14 protein-coding genes and 1 pseudogene are annotated in these 14,708 nt (G+C 69.9%); 4 read left to right on the top strand and 11 right to left on the bottom strand.

Going from position 1 to position 14,708, the window contains the following annotated elements; all coding sequences use genetic code 11:
* Positions 1-40: 40 nt before the first annotated feature.
* Positions 41-823 (top strand): peroxide stress protein YaaA, encoded by a 783-nt coding sequence (yaaA, locus tag ACFWYS_RS20030; RefSeq protein ID WP_384770342.1) that lies wholly within the window; start codon positions 41-43, stop codon positions 821-823.
* Positions 824-917: 94 nt separating this feature from the next.
* A complete protein-coding gene (gene eda, locus ACFWYS_RS20025; protein ID WP_384770339.1) occupies positions 918-1,595 on the top strand; it encodes a bifunctional 4-hydroxy-2-oxoglutarate aldolase/2-dehydro-3-deoxy-phosphogluconate aldolase in 678 nt (225 codons plus the stop codon).
* Here eda and ACFWYS_RS20020 read toward each other — a convergent pair.
* Genes ACFWYS_RS20020 through ACFWYS_RS20010 form a run of 3 tightly spaced genes read right to left on the bottom strand, consistent with a single transcriptional unit; the run spans position 1,578 to position 4,401 of the window.
* Entirely contained in the window at positions 1,578-2,792 is a 1,215-nt protein-coding gene (locus tag ACFWYS_RS20020; protein ID WP_384770336.1) for a bifunctional RNase H/acid phosphatase, read from the bottom strand. The two genes, eda and ACFWYS_RS20020, sit on opposite strands and share 18 nt — an antisense overlap.
* 11 nt (positions 2,793-2,803) lie before the next feature.
* Positions 2,804-3,547 (bottom strand): zinc ribbon domain-containing protein, encoded by a 744-nt coding sequence (locus ACFWYS_RS20015; RefSeq protein ID WP_384770718.1) that lies wholly within the window; start codon positions 3,545-3,547, stop codon positions 2,804-2,806.
* Positions 3,544-4,401, bottom strand: coding sequence for a Nif3-like dinuclear metal center hexameric protein (locus ACFWYS_RS20010; RefSeq protein ID WP_384770333.1), 858 nt, complete (start codon positions 4,399-4,401; stop codon positions 3,544-3,546). Before ACFWYS_RS20010 ends, ACFWYS_RS20015 begins: the two co-directional genes overlap by 4 nt.
* A gap of 245 nt (positions 4,402-4,646) precedes the next feature.
* On the opposite strand from ACFWYS_RS20010, the gene ACFWYS_RS20005 reads away from it, so the two are divergent.
* Entirely contained in the window at positions 4,647-5,813 is a 1,167-nt protein-coding gene (locus ACFWYS_RS20005; protein WP_384770715.1) for a hypothetical protein, read from the top strand.
* 339 nt (positions 5,814-6,152) lie between these two features.
* On the opposite strand, the gene ACFWYS_RS20000 is transcribed toward ACFWYS_RS20005, so the two are convergent.
* The 3 genes from ACFWYS_RS20000 to ACFWYS_RS19990 are packed head-to-tail and all read right to left on the bottom strand — an operon-like array spanning position 6,153 to position 9,142.
* Positions 6,153-7,115 (bottom strand): 3-oxoacyl-ACP reductase, encoded by a 963-nt coding sequence (locus ACFWYS_RS20000; RefSeq protein ID WP_384770330.1) that lies wholly within the window; start codon positions 7,113-7,115, stop codon positions 6,153-6,155.
* A gap of 25 nt (positions 7,116-7,140) precedes the next feature.
* Positions 7,141-8,217 (bottom strand): Zn-dependent alcohol dehydrogenase, encoded by a 1,077-nt coding sequence (locus ACFWYS_RS19995; RefSeq protein ID WP_384770327.1) that lies wholly within the window; start codon positions 8,215-8,217, stop codon positions 7,141-7,143.
* Positions 8,218-8,266: 49 nt separating this feature from the next.
* Positions 8,267-9,142: a MaoC/PaaZ C-terminal domain-containing protein gene (locus ACFWYS_RS19990; protein WP_384770324.1), complete on the bottom strand. Its 876-nt coding sequence runs from the start codon at positions 9,140-9,142 to the stop codon at positions 8,267-8,269.
* 339 nt (positions 9,143-9,481) lie between these two features.
* Here ACFWYS_RS19990 and ACFWYS_RS19985 point away from each other — a divergent pair, with 339 nt between their 5' ends.
* Positions 9,482-10,114 carry a response regulator gene (locus ACFWYS_RS19985; RefSeq protein ID WP_384770712.1) on the top strand — a complete coding sequence of 211 codons (633 nt, stop codon included), beginning with the start codon at positions 9,482-9,484 and terminating at the stop codon, positions 10,112-10,114.
* A 17-nt stretch (positions 10,115-10,131) separates the two neighbouring features.
* Here the strand turns inward: ACFWYS_RS19985 and ACFWYS_RS19980 are convergent, their stop codons facing one another.
* From ACFWYS_RS19980 to ACFWYS_RS19960, 5 genes and pseudogenes are all read right to left on the bottom strand, one after another.
* Positions 10,132-10,896 carry a hypothetical protein gene (locus ACFWYS_RS19980; protein WP_384770321.1) on the bottom strand — a complete coding sequence of 255 codons (765 nt, stop codon included), beginning with the start codon at positions 10,894-10,896 and terminating at the stop codon, positions 10,132-10,134.
* Positions 10,897-10,913: 17 nt separating this feature from the next.
* Positions 10,914-11,735 (bottom strand): inositol monophosphatase family protein, encoded by an 822-nt coding sequence (locus tag ACFWYS_RS19975; protein WP_384770319.1) that lies wholly within the window; start codon positions 11,733-11,735, stop codon positions 10,914-10,916.
* A 10-nt stretch (positions 11,736-11,745) separates the two neighbouring features.
* Positions 11,746-12,753, bottom strand: a complete 1,008-nt coding sequence (locus ACFWYS_RS19970; protein WP_384770316.1) for an NAD-dependent epimerase/dehydratase family protein — start codon at positions 12,751-12,753, stop codon at positions 11,746-11,748.
* Positions 12,754-12,928: 175 nt separating this feature from the next.
* Positions 12,929-13,303: pseudogene (locus ACFWYS_RS19965) on the bottom strand (hypothetical protein); the annotation flags it as partial.
* A gap of 49 nt (positions 13,304-13,352) precedes the next feature.
* On the bottom strand, positions 13,353-14,696 hold the full coding sequence (locus tag ACFWYS_RS19960; RefSeq protein WP_384770710.1) for an RNA-guided endonuclease InsQ/TnpB family protein: 1,344 nt from the start codon (positions 14,694-14,696) through the stop codon (positions 13,353-13,355).
* Between the last annotated feature and the right edge of the window lie 12 nt (positions 14,697-14,708).

Raw genomic sequence — 14,708 nt, 5'->3', positions numbered from 1 at the left:
ACGCCGTACGCTGTGGCGGAGTTCGATCTAAGGAGTACGTGTGCTTGTCCTGCTGCCGCCTTCCGAAGGCAAGGCCTCGTCCGGTCGGGGTGCGCCGCTGAAGCTGGAGTCGCTGTCCTCGCCGGGGCTGAGCGAGGCCCGGGAGGCCGTGCTCGGTGAACTGGTCGAGCTGTGCAGCGGCGACGAGGGCAAGGCACGCGACGTCCTCGGGCTGAGCGAGGGGCTGCGGGGCGAGGTCGCCAAGAACACCGAGCTGCGGACGGCGGGGGCGCGGCCCGCCGGGGAGATCTACACGGGTGTCCTCTACGACGCTCTCGGCCTGGCGTCGCTGGACGCGGCGGCGAAGCGGCGGGCGGCCCGGTCACTGCTCGTCTTCTCCGGGCTGTGGGGTGCCGTCAGGGTCACCGACAAGATCCCCTCGTACCGCTGCTCGATGGGTGTGAAGCTCCCCGGCCTCGGCGCGCTCGGCACGCACTGGAGGGCGCCGATGGCGGACGTGCTGCCCGAGGCCGCCGGGGACGGGCTGGTGCTGGATCTGCGGTCGTCGGCGTACGCGGCGGCGTGGAAGCCGAAGGGCGAGGTGGCCGGGCGGACGGCGTCGGTACGGGTGCTGCACGCGCCGACCCGGAAGGTCGTCAGCCACTTCAACAAGGCGACGAAGGGGCGGATCGTACGGAGCCTGCTGACGGAGGGCGCCGCACCGAAGGACCCGGCCGAGCTGGTGGAGGCGCTGCGGGACCTCGGGTACGAGGTGGAGGTGGAGGCGCCGGTCAAGGGCGGGAAGGCGTGGACGTTGGATGTGCTGGTGACGGAGATCCACTGAGCGGGGTCCCACACTGACCGAATCCCCATTGCAGTCGATTGCAGCATGCGCAACGACCTTTGCGCACTGTGCTCGCCCTGGGCAGGATGACGCCATGACCTCAGTCCTGGATCTCGCGCCCGTCGTCCCCGTCGTGGTGGTGGACGACCCCTCCGACGCCGTACCGCTGGCCCGGGCGCTGGTCCGGGGCGGGCTGCCCGCGATCGAGGTGACGTTGCGGACGCCGGCCGCGCTGGAGGCGATCCGGGTGATCGCGGAGGCGGTGCCGGACGCGGTGGTCGGGGCCGGCACGGTGATCACGCCGGAGCAGGTGACGGACGCGGTCACGGCGGGGGCGCGCTTTCTGGTGAGCCCCGGCTGGACGGACGTACTGCTGGATGCGATGCGCGCGTCCGGGGTGCCGTATCTGCCGGGGGTGTCGACCACGTCCGAGGTGGTGGCGCTGCTGGAGCGCGGGGTGCGGGAGATGAAGTTCTTCCCCGCGGAGGCGGCGGGCGGCACGGCGTATCTGAAGTCGCTGTACGGCCCGCTCCCGCAGGCCCGTTTCTGCCCGACGGGTGGGATAGGCCCGGCGTCGGCCCCCGGCTATCTCGCCCTCCCCAACGTCGGCTGTGTGGGCGGGAGTTGGATGCTTCCGGCGGACGCGGTGGCGGCGCGGGACTGGGGTCGGGTCGAGGCGCTGGCGCGGGAGGCGGCCAAGCTGAAGGGCTCAGGGGCGCAGGGATCAGGGGCGAAGGGCTCAGGCGCGCAGGGATCAGTCGCGCAGGTGTGACGTGTCGTTGACGAGGCGGACGCTGGCGTTGCCGTCGGCGTAGTACGCGATCGCCGACAGGGAGGCCGCCGAGAGTTCCATGCGGAACAGGGACTCGGGCGGGGCGCCCAGGGCGAGGCGTACGAACGTCTTGATCGGGGTGACGTGCGTGACGAGGAGGACCGTGCGGCCGGCGTACGCCGCGACCAGCTTGTCGCGGGTGGCGGCGATACGGGTCGCCGTCGCGGCGAAGCTCTCGCCGCCGCCGGTGGGACGCGCCTCGGGGTCGGTGAGCCAGGCGGTGAGGTCGTCGGGGTGACGTTCGCGGACCTCGCCGAAGGTGAGGCCCTCCCAGGCGCCGAAGTCGGTCTCGCGCAGGCCGTCGTCGATGCTCACGTCGAGTCCGAGGTGGGCGGCGACGATACCGGCGGTCTCCCGGGTACGGGTCAGTGGCGACGCCACGACGGCCTGGATGGTGCCACGCCGGGCGAGCGCGGCACCGGCTCGCTCGGCCTGTTCCCGGCCGACGTCGGAGAGGGAGGGATCGGTGCCGCCGCTTCCCGAGAACCGCTTCTGCGGCGTGAGCGGCGTCTCCCCGTGCCGGAGCAGTACGAAGGTGGCCGGCGCCCCCATGTCGGCGGGCCCCCACCCGGTACCCGCCGAGGCCACGCTCTGGGCGGCCCGGACATCGGCCTCGGCCTTCACAGCGCCGCCGGCGGTGGGCTCCGGCGCGGCCTTCGCGGCGCGCGCGGCCCGCGCGTCAGCCGCCTCCAGCTCCGCCGTGGAACTCGCCGCCGACCACTGCTCTCCCCGCTTCCCGGCGTCCATCGCCTCGTTGGCCAGCCGGTCCGCGTGCTTGTTCTGCTCCCGGGGGATCCACTCGTACGTCACCTGGGGAGCCGGAAAGACCCGTGCCGCCTCGAAGGCCAGCGGCTTCATGTCGGGGTGCTTGATCTTCCAGCGGCCCGACATCTGCTCGATGACCAGCTTGGAGTCCATCCGGACATGGACGGTGGCCGCGGGGTCGAGTTCGTGCGCGGCACGCAGGCCCGCCACGAGGCCCCGGTACTCGGCGACGTTGTTCGTGGCGACGCCGATGTACTCGGCCACCTCGGCGAGCGTCTGACCCGTGGCCGCGTCGATGACGACCGCACCGTAGCCCGCGGGCCCGGGGTTGCCCCGTGACCCGCCGTCGGCCTCGATGATGAACTCCCGCACGGCACCGTCTCCTAGAGGCCCGACTCGGCCGTGCGCACCAGAATCCGGCGGCAGTTCTCGCAGCGCACCACCGTGTCCGGCGCCGCCTGGCGGATCTCGCTGAGCTCGGTGATGGCGAGCTCCTGGCGGCAGCCCTGGCAGGTGCGCTGGTACAGCTTGGCCGCACCGATGCCGCCCTGCTGCTGGCGCAGCTTGTCGTAGAGCTTGAGGAGGTCGGCCGGGACGGCGCCCGAGATGACCTCGCGCTCCTTCGTCACCGTCGCCACCTCGCGGTCGATCTCCTCGAACGCGGCGTTGCGGCGGCCGGTCGCGTCGTCGATCTTCGACTCGACGGAGGCGACCCGTCCGGTCAGCTCCGTGACCCGCTCCTGCGCGGACTCACGGCGCTCCATGACCTCCAGGACGATGTCCTCCAGGTCCCCCTGGCGCTTGGCGAGGGAGGCGATCTCGTGCTGGAGGTTCTCCAGGTCCTTCGGCGAGGTGACGGCGCCGGAGTCCAGGCGCTGCTGGTCGCGGGCGGCGCGCTGGCGCACCTGGTCCACGTCCTGCTCGGCCTTGGTCTGGTCGCGGGCGGTGTCGCTCTCCTCGGTCTGCGCGGCCACGAGCAGGTCGCGCAGCTGCGTGTGGTCCTTGGTCAGCGACTCGATCTCGGCGTGCTCGGGCAGGGAATTCCGCTTGTGCGCGAGCTGCTGCAGGCGGACGTCCAGGGCCTGGACGTCGAGAAGTCGGATCTGGTCGGCCGGCGCGGCGTTCAGTTGGGGGCTCCCGTAGTACTAGTGGGCGGGTTGGACGCCGCGTGGGCGGTCCAGGGGTCGGTGACCGTCTTGGAGACATGGACCCGCAGGTCCCAGCCATGGCGGTCGGAGATCTCGTCGAGCTGGGCGGCGGCCAGCTCGCACCAGGGCCATTCGGTGGCCCAGTGCGCCGCGTCGAGCAGCGCGAGAGGACTGTGGGACACGGCCTCGGACGCCGGGTGGTGGCGCAGGTCCGCGGTGAGGAAGGCGTCGACGCCGGCGGCGCGCACCTGGTCGAAGAGACTGTCGCCGGAGCCGCCGCTGACCGCGATCGTACGGACCGTCGCCTCGGGGTCGCCGGCCACGCGGATGCCCTGCGCGGTGGCGGGCAGCCGCTCGGCGGCGCGGGCGGCGAGTTCACGGACGGTCAGCGGGTGGTCGAGTTCGCAGATACGGCCCAGGCCGCGGCGGCCGTCGGGGTCGGCCGGGTCCGGGACGAGCGGGCGTACGACACGCAGGTCCAGCGCACCGGCCAGGGCGTCACTGACTCCCGGGTCGGCGGTGTCGGCGTTGGTGTGCGCCACGTGCAGCGCGATGTCGTTCTTGATCAGCGTGTGGACGACCCGGCCCTTGAAGGTGGAGGCCGCGACCGTCGTCGTACCGCGCAGGTAGAGCGGGTGGTGGGTGACCAGCAGGTCGGCGCCCAGCTTCACCGCCTCGTCCACGATCTCCTGGACCGGGTCGACGGCGAACAGGACCCGGGAGACCTCCTGGTCGGGGTCGCCCACGACGGTGCCGACCGCGTCCCAGGACTCGGCCCGCTCGGCGGGCCACAGGGTCTCCAGCGCGGCGATGACTTCAGACAGACGGGGCACGAGAGAAAGGCTACCTGCCTGTTCCGTACGGCCGTACCGGTGGCGGAAGCGCGGGATCGCCCCCGGCCTCGCGCGTGGGCCGGCCGCTGTCGCGCTCTTTGGTCACCCTTGGCCCGGCTCAGCACAATCGCCCCCGTTTCCTCAGGCGAATCGTTCCTCGGCCACCCCTTTGTGTGAAGGGAAACGTCGCCTGTCCCACGCCTGTGCGTGCGAAAACTAGCTTCGTGACCGGAGGTGACCGGACCATGACGGCCTGTGCGATCGAGCCCGCCGCGGAGCACGAGGACGGCGACGCGCCTCGACCGGAATGCACCATCACGGCGGACGGTTCCTACGCCGCCCGTCTCGCGCCGGCCGGCGACTGCTGGTTCCCGGAGCGCTGGACCCTGGACGGCCCCGAGCCCTACGCCGTGCCGCTGCCCGCCCATCAGCCGGAGGAGCCCGGCACCGAGGTGCAGCCCATGGGCGACGGGCGGGTCCTCATCCGCCGCCGCACCGACGGACGGCACTTCTTCTCGCTGCTCTACCCGACCGGACCCGGCACCGGTGAGCTGCCGCTGGGTGCGGTCCAGTGCCCGGAGGAGGGGACCCGGCTGCGGCTGCTGCCCCCGACGCCGGGCGGCGACGAGGCGTACGCCCTCGCGGTGGGCCGGCGCTCCAGCGCGGTGTGGCTGGTGGCGGGGGGTGCCTTCGGGCCCGAGCAGGTCGCGGAGGTGCCCGGTCGCTGCTCGGTCGGGGTGTGGCTGGACCGGGGCGGGCGGATGCTGGCCCTCGACCGGGAGTCGGGGGGCCGTACGAAGACCGTCGTGGTCGATCTGGGCCGGGGCGGCGAGGTGTCGCCGCTGCTGCAGATCGCGGACGACAGCGACGACCGGCTGCTGCTCGCCGACCCGGACAGCGGGCTGCTGCTGATCCGCTCGGACGCGCCGTCGCCCGGGCAGGAACGGTTGGGCTGGGGGGTGCTGGGCAGCACGCTGCCGGTGCGTTTCCCGGAGTGTCTGCGGATGCCGGAGTGCGCGGTGACGCCGTTCGCGATCCAGCCGGGGCAGGTGCTGACGCCGGAGAGCTGCGGGGTGGCGCTGCGCATCGACGGGCCGGTGGGGAGCTGGGTCGGCGTGTGGCGGCCCGCCGAACGGCAGGTGCGTCATCTCGCGGCGCCCGAGGGGTGGTTGGCGGGGGCGGGGTTGTGGACTCGGGACGGGGTGCTGCAACTGCCGTATGCCACGCGGGAGGTACGGTGCGGGGTGGCTCGGGTGGAGGCGCCCCCGGCGGAGGCCGGACAGGTGCCGGGCCCGGAAGCGAGACCGGATCCGCCGGCGTGCGAGCCGTCGGAAACGGACCCTCCGGATCCCGTCGTTTCCCGCCCTGTGCCGTTGCAGCAAGCGCCGTTGGGGAATCTTGTAACGAAGTAGTGCCGGTTGGCGTGCCCGCCTGGATTCGGCCGGTGGTGCGCCGGTTAAACTCGCCCGGCTGTAAGAAAGATCATGTCGACGGGGTGAGTTTTCCGATGAGCAACGCCAGCACGACCCAGCCGGGGCCGGCCGACGTTCATGACGTTCAGAAGGTCTCCGGTCACGGCAGGCACCGCGGTCCTGTTTCGGCCCACGACAGCGAGACGGCCCCTCGTGGCCGTCACCGCAAGCAGGTCGAAGAGACCGAGACGGCAGCCTGACGCCGCGCGCGAGCAACGGTATACGGCCCTGATCCTCCTGGAGGAGCAGGGCCGTTTCCGTGTCCGGCGGACTTGCCGGCTAGTCGTCCCGATGGCCGGCGGTCCAGCCTCGTTTCAGGCCGAGCACCTCGGCCGCCCCGAAGGTCTCCCCCGACGGCCGCTGCGCGTAGTGCGCGGTGAGCAGCGCGTCGAGCTCGTCGTAGGTGAAGGCCTCCTGCTTGCTGTCGAACTGGGCGGTGACCCGCGGTCGTTCGACGACGGCGACCATGCCGCCGTGGACGACGAGCAGCTGGCCGTTGATCCGGGCGGCGGCCGGGGAGGCCAGGTAGCCGACGAGCGGGGCGACATGCTCGGGGGCGAGCGGGTCGAGGCTGTCCGGTGGCTGTTCGAGGCCGGCGAAGACGTCCTCGGTCATCCGGGTGCGGGCGCGCGGGCAGATGGCGTTGGCGGTCACGCCGTATTTGGCGAGGGCGAGGGCGGTGGAGGTGGTGAGCCCGACGATTCCGCCCTTGGCCGCCGCGTAGTTGGGCTGTCCGGCGGAACCGGCGAGGAACGCCTCGGAGGAGGTGTTCACGATCCGCCCGTACACCGGTCCCCCCTCCGCCTTGGACCGCTCCCGCCAGTGCGCGGCGGCGAACCGGGTGGTGTTGAAGTGGCCCTTGAGGTGGACCCGGATCACCGAGTCCCACTCCTCCTCCGTCATGGAGAAGACCATGCGGTCACGCAGGATGCCCGCGTTGTTGACCAGGATGTCCAGCCTGCCGTACTCGCCGATCGCCGACTCGACCAGTGCGGCGGCCTGTTGGTGGTCGGCGACGTCCCCGGTGTGGGCGAGCGCCCTGCCGCCCGCGGCGCGGATCTCGGCGGCGACCTCCTCGGCGGGGCCGGTGGAGGCCTCGCCGGAGCCGTCCCGGCCGGGCTGTCCGTAGTCGTTGACGACGACGGCCGCGCCGAGCCGGGCGAGCTCCAGTGCCTCGGCCCGGCCCAGACCGCGCCCGGCGCCGGTGACGATCGCGGACAGGCCTTCGAGTGGCAGTGTCATCAACGCCCCTTCACAGCGGGTGGGTTCAGATCTCAATGCACGTACGCAGCGCGGTGCCCGTGCGCATCTGGTCCAGGGCCTCGTTGAGCTCGCTCAGCGGCACCCGGTGGGTGATCAGGCCGGCCAGGTCGATGCGGCCCGCGCGCCAGAGCGCGATCGTCCGCTCGTAGGAGCGCAGGACGTCGCCGCCGCCGTACATGGACGGCAGGATCCGCTTCTCGTCGAAGAACAGCTCGAACATGTTGAGCTGGAGGAAGTCGTCCATGGCGCCGGCGCCGACGATGACGAGGGTGCCGCCGCGGCGGGTGTTCTCGTACGCCGTGCGGGCGGTGGCCGACCTGCCGACGACCTCGAAGACGTAGTCGAAGCCCTCGCCCGCGGTGACCTGCTGTTTGGCGTCGGGCAGTTCGTCCGGGGAGACGGCCCTGGTGGCACCGAACCTGAGCGCGGACTCGCGGCGCGAGGCGACCGGGTCGACGGCGACTATCTCGGCGGCCCCCTTGAGCCGGGCGCCCTGGATCGCGGAGATGCCGACGCCGCCGCAGCCGATGACGGCGACCGACGAACCGGCCTCCAGGTCGGCGGTGTTGAGGGCGGCGCCGAGTCCGGTCGTCACTCCGCAGCCGATGAGGGCGGCGATGTCGAAGGGGACGTCGTCGGGGATGGGCACCGCGCAGCCGGCGTCGACGACGACCTCCTCGGCGAAGGTGCCGGTGCCGGCGAAGCCGAAGACGTCACCGCCGGGGCGCTTGAAGTTGGGGGTGCCGGCGTTCATGAACCCGGCCAGGCACAGTTCGGTCTGGCCGCGCTTGCACGCGGGGCAGGCGCCGCAGGCGGGGAGCCAGCAGACGACGACCCGGTCGCCGGGCTTCAGGTTCCGTACGCCTTCCCCGACTTCGAGGATCTCGCCCGCGCCCTCGTGACCGGGCACGAACGGCGCCGGCTGCGGGAGCACCCCCGCCATCGCGGACAGGTCCGAGTGGCACAGCCCGGTCGCCCGTACCCGGACCCTCACCCGGCCGGGGCCGAAGCCCACCGCCTCGACGTCGTCGAGTATTTCGAGCTTGTCCTGGCCGATCTCGTGCAGTACGGCTGCGCGCATGGTGCGGACTCCCCTCATACGGCGTGCTGGCTCACACGGCGTGCTGGACTCAGGTGTGTTCGACGACGGTGTCGGCGAGGACGGGCGCGTCGTCCCGCTCGACCGCGCTCACGGCGACCCGCACGGTGCCCTCGCCGGGCCACATGCGGATGCGCAGGGTCTCCCCCGGGTACACGACCCCGGCGAACCGGGTGGCGTACGACCGCACCCGGGTCACGTCCCCGCCGAGCAGCGTGTCGACGACCGCCTTGAGCGTGATGCCGTAGGTGCACAGGCCGTGCAGGATGGGCCGCTCGAATCCGGCGACCTTGGCGAACTCCGGGTCGGCGTGCAGGGGGTTCCAGTCGCCGGAGAGACGGTAGAGGAGGGCCTGGTCCTCGCGGACGGGCCGCTCGACGGTGCGGGCGGGCTCGCCGACCGGGGGTTCGAGGCGGGCGGAGGGGCCTCGGTCGCCGCCCCAGCCGCCCTCTCCGCGGATGAAGATCTGGGCGTCGTTGGTCCACAACGGGCCCTCGTCGTCGGCGACTTCGGTACGCAGGACCAGGACGGCCGCCTTGCCCTTGTCGTAGAGGGCGGCGATGCGGTTGGTCGCGGTGGCCGTGCCGGTCGCCGGGATGGGCCGGTGGATCACCAGGCTCTGGCCGCCGTGCAGGACGCGGGCGAGGTCGACCTCGATGCCGGGCATGGACAGCCCGCTGATCACTCCGGGCGAGCCGGCCCCCGCGACGGTGGCGAAGCTCGGCAGGACGTGCAGCCGGGACTCCAGGGTGTAGCGCAGTTCGTCGGGGTCGATGGCGGGGCTGCCCTTGTCGGGGTTCGCGCCGGCGCCGATGCCGAGGTGGTAGAGCTGGACGTCCCTGGAGTCCCAGGAGATCTCACCGGTCCGGGGCTCGGCCGCGAGGGCCTTGGCTGCGTCGATGGGCAATGCGGCTCCCTGAGAGTCAGAGACCTCGATACGGCCGTCCGCACCGTCGGCCGCACCGAGGTCGTCACGGGCCGTTCTAGAACGCGTTCCAGTCCGGCGCCCTCTGTATAGCCGAGGGCACCGCAGTTGTGAAGCCTCCTGACGGCGCATCAGATCGGTTCACCGGATCGGGGACGCACCGATCCCGTCGGACACCGGCACCACACAGCGGCTTCCGCACGAACGCCGTCGGCCGACGTGATCGCGGCGGGCGGCGCGGCTCGAAAACCGGTTCCCACCGGGGTCGCGCCATCTGGCTCTCACCAGGCCGGTTCCCCCTACGCTGGCCCTGTGAACGAAATGCCGCGGGACCACCGGCCCGCGAAGTCCATCAGGGTTCTGCTCGCCGGGGACCAGGGCATGACGCACGGGGCGCTCGCCTTACTGCTCGGGATGGAGCCGGACATCTCGGTCGTGGCGCAGGTGCCGGCCGGGGACGCGATCGTGGACGCCGCCCTCACACACCGCCCCGACGTCGCCCTCCTCGACATCGAACTCCCGGACCGGAGCGGCCTCGACGCCGCGGCCGAGCTGCGCGACCAGGCGCCCGACTGCCGGGTACTGCTCCTGACCACCCACGCCCGCCCCGGCCACCTCCACCGTGCCATGGCCGCGGGCGCCGCCGGTTTCCTGGTGAAGGACGCCCCCGTCGAGGAGTTGACCACCGCGATCCGCCGGGTCCTGACCGGCGAGAGGGTGATCGACCCGGCGCTCGCCGCGACGGCCCGCGATGCCGTCCCCAACCCGCTGACCCCCCAGGAGTGCGACGTCCTCAAGGCCGCGGCCGACGGCACGGCACCGATCGACATCGCCACCCGTCTGAACCTCCCCGAGCAGACGGTCCACGCCTGCCTCACCTCCGCCACCGCCAAGACAAGGGCCGGCAACCACAGGGAGGCCCTGCGGGAGGCCCGGCGGCAGGGGTGGCTCTAGGAGTCGGCCGCGAACGCTCACCCGCGCATACGCAACTCCGCCATGTACATGGGCTGTATCTCTATGCACTCACCTCGGGAGAACCGCGCGGACACCACGCAGACAAAGGCGAACCGGCTGCCGATACGCCGGCTCCCCACCATGTTCGAAAGCCGCCGCGGCGAGATCTTGATCAGGTCACCGAAGAGGTATTCAGCCGCGACATAGGTGCCGTAGGTGGTGAATCCGGCGCACAGTATGCGCCGATGGTATCTACCTCCTTGTCCGCGGTGAAAGGTGGCTATGACGAGGCCGCAGTCCCTGCCCGGGTAACCGTTCACTATGCCCGGTGTGAATGATTCGACGGAGAACGGCTGGCCGTTCTGCAGGTCTATCCTCAGCGTGTCGTCGATGTCGTCGAAGACGAAGTCGGCCATCTCGTGGTGAAGTGCCAGATCCTCCAGCATCGCACGCGCGGCCTCGTTCTTGGCCGGCCCGCCGAGAATGACCAGGTCTCGATCGAGACGGTTCCGGATGAAGCCGCTGAGATGGATGTAGACGTCCTTGCGGGGATAGAGCGAGGCCAGCACCCCGGCACAGCTCGCCACCGCCCGCACCTGACCGTATCCCGTGAGCGGACGGCTGGCAGGGGCACCGTGAATGGCTTCGGTCACCGCCGACGTGGTCAGGACGAGGTCGATCGGAGACGCGCGAGTGAACTGCAGGATGTGCCGGCCTCTGCCGAACCGCTGCACCCAGTACCACACCGCGGCAATGACCGGCAGCACTCCTATGACGGACATGACGGTACTGAAAACGATCATTCGCGGCCTACCGCATGTGTCCTGGAAAGACCCACGGCGGCCGCGATCTCTTCGAGGATCTCCGGAGTCCGGGCGACGATGAGATCGTACTCAAGCGGCACCTGGTCGGCTCCGTAGGAAGTACTGGGAATGGCGCACACCGAGCATCCGGCCTCCTCGGCGACCAGGGAAGCCGCCGCGAAGTCCCAGTACATCAGGCCGTATTCGAAGAACGCGGACCACGCTCCGCCGGCCACCCGGCAGATGTCGATGGAGGCCGCCCCGGTCTGGCGGGTGATCCAGCCACCCGAATACAGTTCGAAGAGCGCATCCGACATACGCCGGGCCACCGCCGAGCCGTTCTTGGGAACGCCGAAGGAGACAATCCTCTGACTCTCCCTCACCCGCTGCCACTCGTCGCCCTGTACGGCGAGGATCCGGTCGTTGCGGAAGGCTCCCCGGCGCTGCACCGCTTTGTAGAGGACACCCGTCCTGGGCAGATAGACGGCACCCGCCAGCGACTTCAGGTTCGCCGCATCGACCAGCGAGACCGAAATGGCGAAGTCATCGGTGCCGGCCACGGCGTTGAGGGTGCCGTCGATCGGATCGACGATCCAGCAGTGACCGGAGCGTCCGAAATACTCCTCGGGCCGCTCCTCCGACATGATCGGAACGTCCGCGATTGATTTCAGCGCTCTGCGGAGGAGCTCATCGGTCCGCTGGTCCAGGTCGGTCTGCACGTTGGGGCCGGACCGGGTGACTTTCACCGGTTCCAGCGCCGCACTCCGGAAGCGGTGCAACGCCCTGCCGAGTTCAGCGTCGATCCATGACAGATCCATGTGGCACCACTCATTCAGACTCGGCGAAGATTACGGCAGATCCAGCAGGATCTGAATCCAGCTCCCGGAGAAGCTGCTCGTTTATCCACTTGTACGTCAGTCGAATTCCGTGTTCCAGCGAAGTAGCCGCTCGCCACCCTAACTCGCCAAGAGCGCGCTCCGTGTCCGGAACTCGCGACTGAACACCGCATGGCGCGGTCAGGTCGAAGGAAAGGTCTACCCGGATTCCCGCGACGGATCCCACGAGGAGTGCGAGCTCCTCGATGGAAACCAACTCCAGACTGGCGAGGTTTACCGGCGCGTCATATCCCGAGCGAGCCAGGGACAGCAGGCCCGAGACACAGTCGTCGATGTAGAGGAAGCTCCTGGTCTGAGTTCCGTCGCCATTCACGCAAATGTCGGTGCGCCCCTGTAAGGACGCGAGCGCGACCTTGCGGCAGAGCGCGGCAGGAGCCTTCTCTCTGCCGTCGTTCCATGCCCCGTACGGGCCATAGACATTGAACAGACGCGCCACCCTGATGTTCGGGATCAGCCCGGCCGCATAGCTGCACAGGTGCTCGGAGAAGAGCTTCTCCCACCCGTATCCGCCTTCCGGATCCACGGGCTGCACCCGGCTCTCCACCAGCGGCTCCGCGTCCAGCCCCTGAAGGGACCTGGGGTAGATACAGGCCGAGGACGCGAAGACGAACGTCGACACCTGCGCATAGGTCGCGGCACGCAGCAAATTGACGGTCATCGCGGCCGAGGACGCGCAGCTGAAATCGTGGCGGCTTATGTAGTCTATGCCGCCCATGTCCGAAGCCAGATGGAACACCATGTCCACATCCCGCATCAGAAGGCAGCATAACCCCGGATCACGGAGATCACCGATGCGATTGTCGGTGTCCCATGACTGCCACCATTTTCCATATCGCTTGATGTCGGCACACCTGACCTCATACCCGAGATCCAGGAGCGCCTTCGCCAAATATCCCCCGATGAAACCACCGGCACCGGTGACAAGAACGCGACTGGCCACTGGCTCCCCCCTTCGGCCAGAAACGGGACTCGACTTCTACCGATCAAGGTGGTTGAGACCAATGACCACAAGTAGAAGTCGCGCTAGCGTTTCCTCTTCCCCGATCGGCTTCCATATACGCCCACGAACACGCCATCCTGGCGCCCCGGACCGCTCTGCCGAGGCCCTTCAGCAACTACAGGACCGACCGTCGGCGGAACAACGCCGTCCACAGAAAGCTTTCCCCGAACCATGGTGAATCGGCCGGTTCATCCTTCATACGCCGGAGCTCGATCTCCGTCAGGTCCGAGAAGATCCGGCGCAGGGACTCGGGGGTGTAGGCGAGTCCGCCGTGCAGGCGTGCGGAACCGTAGAACTCGGCGTCGGAGAGCTCCGACCCCATGCCTCCGGCCGCGAAGCAGGCGAGGGCGAAGTGGCCGTCGGGGGCGTTGCGGCCGGGGCCGCAGCCCAGGTCGAGGGCTCAGCCGCCGGTGACCAGGCCGCGGTCCAGGTAGGAGACCAGGTTCTCGTCGGGCTTGTCCACGAAGAACGGCACGGGCTTGGAGCGGTCGGTTTGAAGTTCTCCCCTCCCTTCGCAAGCTCAGGAAGGGGATTCCCGCCTACGTTGCTGCGGTGGGTTTGACGGTTTTACCCGCCCTGCGACCGCGCCTTCCGGCGGCCGGGACCTCCACGATGACGTGGCCGATCCGGTACAGGTGCAAGATGTTCCTCGCTGCGTTCCAGTCGGCGTTCGCCGTCCAGCCGCAGTCAGGGTTCTTGCATACGAACAGTTCTTGACTCTCTCGGCTGCCGGGGACGGTGAATCCGCAGGCGGAGCATCGCTGGGAGGTATGCGGAGCGGGGACCTTGACGAGCCGGCCGCCGTAGCGGGCGGTCTTGTACGTCAGCATCGTCATGGTCCGCCCCCACGCCTCCTGGGCGATGGAGCGGTTCAGTCCGGCCTTCGCGGCGGCCCCGTTGCGCAGGAACGCTCCCGCGTTGTCGGGGTCGGGCTTGGGCGCGGGGGCTTTGGTCATGCCGAGGATGTTGAGCTGTTCGACCACCAGCACGCCGTACGTTTGGGCGAGGTAGGTGGTCGTCTGGTGCTGCCAGTCAAGGGCTCGTCGCGTGGCTCTTGCTCGAAGCTGCTTGATCTGGTCGTAGGTGTGCTGCAAACGCTTGGAGGTCTTCTCCCCGCGTTTGCGGAACGTCTTGCGGTGCGCGGCCTGCCGCTCCAGCTTGAGGCGCTTGACCTTCTCCTTCGGGGTGAGCCACTTGTCACGGTCGGAGTCACCGTCTGGCAGGCGCGCAGGGCGCCCGTGGTCCTGGTGGTCCTTGTTCGACAGGGCCAGGGGGATGTTCACTCCGGCGTCGATGCCGGCCTCCGGCCCCCGGTGGGGCTCGGGGGCGCGTTCGAGGGTCTGGACACGGAAGGCGATGTGCCAGCCCAACGCGTCCTTGACCAGCCGGGCGCCGGTGATCCGGTTCTCCTTGTTAGCCCGCTTGCCCACCGGGAGATCCTTGGTCCAGCGGAAGCGGACCCGGCCCACCTTGGGAATGTTGACCATGCCCCACCGGCGGTGGACTCGGACGATGTTCAGGTCCCGGCTCTGCGGAATGTCCACGGACATCGGCGAGCGGAAGCGGCCCTTATAGTTCGGCTCGTCGGCCCGGCCTTCCCAGCAGTTCACCCAGGCACGCAGGTACGTCTTCAAGACGGCCTGCGCGGCCTGAGCGGGCAGGACGGCGAGGTAATCGAGGTCCTTGCGGGCCTGCCGGATCGCCGCATCAGCCAGTGACAGCTTCGCGTCGCTCTTCGGCGTCATCTGCCACCAGGAGTGCAGGCAGTTCCACATGGTGCGGGCCGCATGCGCATGGTCATCAATGAGCCGGATCTCGGCAGGGCGCAGCGCCAGTCGGGCACGGTGCCCGAACTGCCGCTTCACCAGGCCGAGTTCACTCACAGCGATCACATT

This window comes from Streptomyces sp. NPDC059010 (genome assembly GCF_042740355.1).
In the GTDB taxonomy this organism is placed as follows: Bacteria; Actinomycetota; Actinomycetes; order Streptomycetales; family Streptomycetaceae; genus Streptomyces.
Note: the sequence above shows the minus strand (reverse complement) of the source record. Positions and strands in the feature narration are given on the sequence as shown.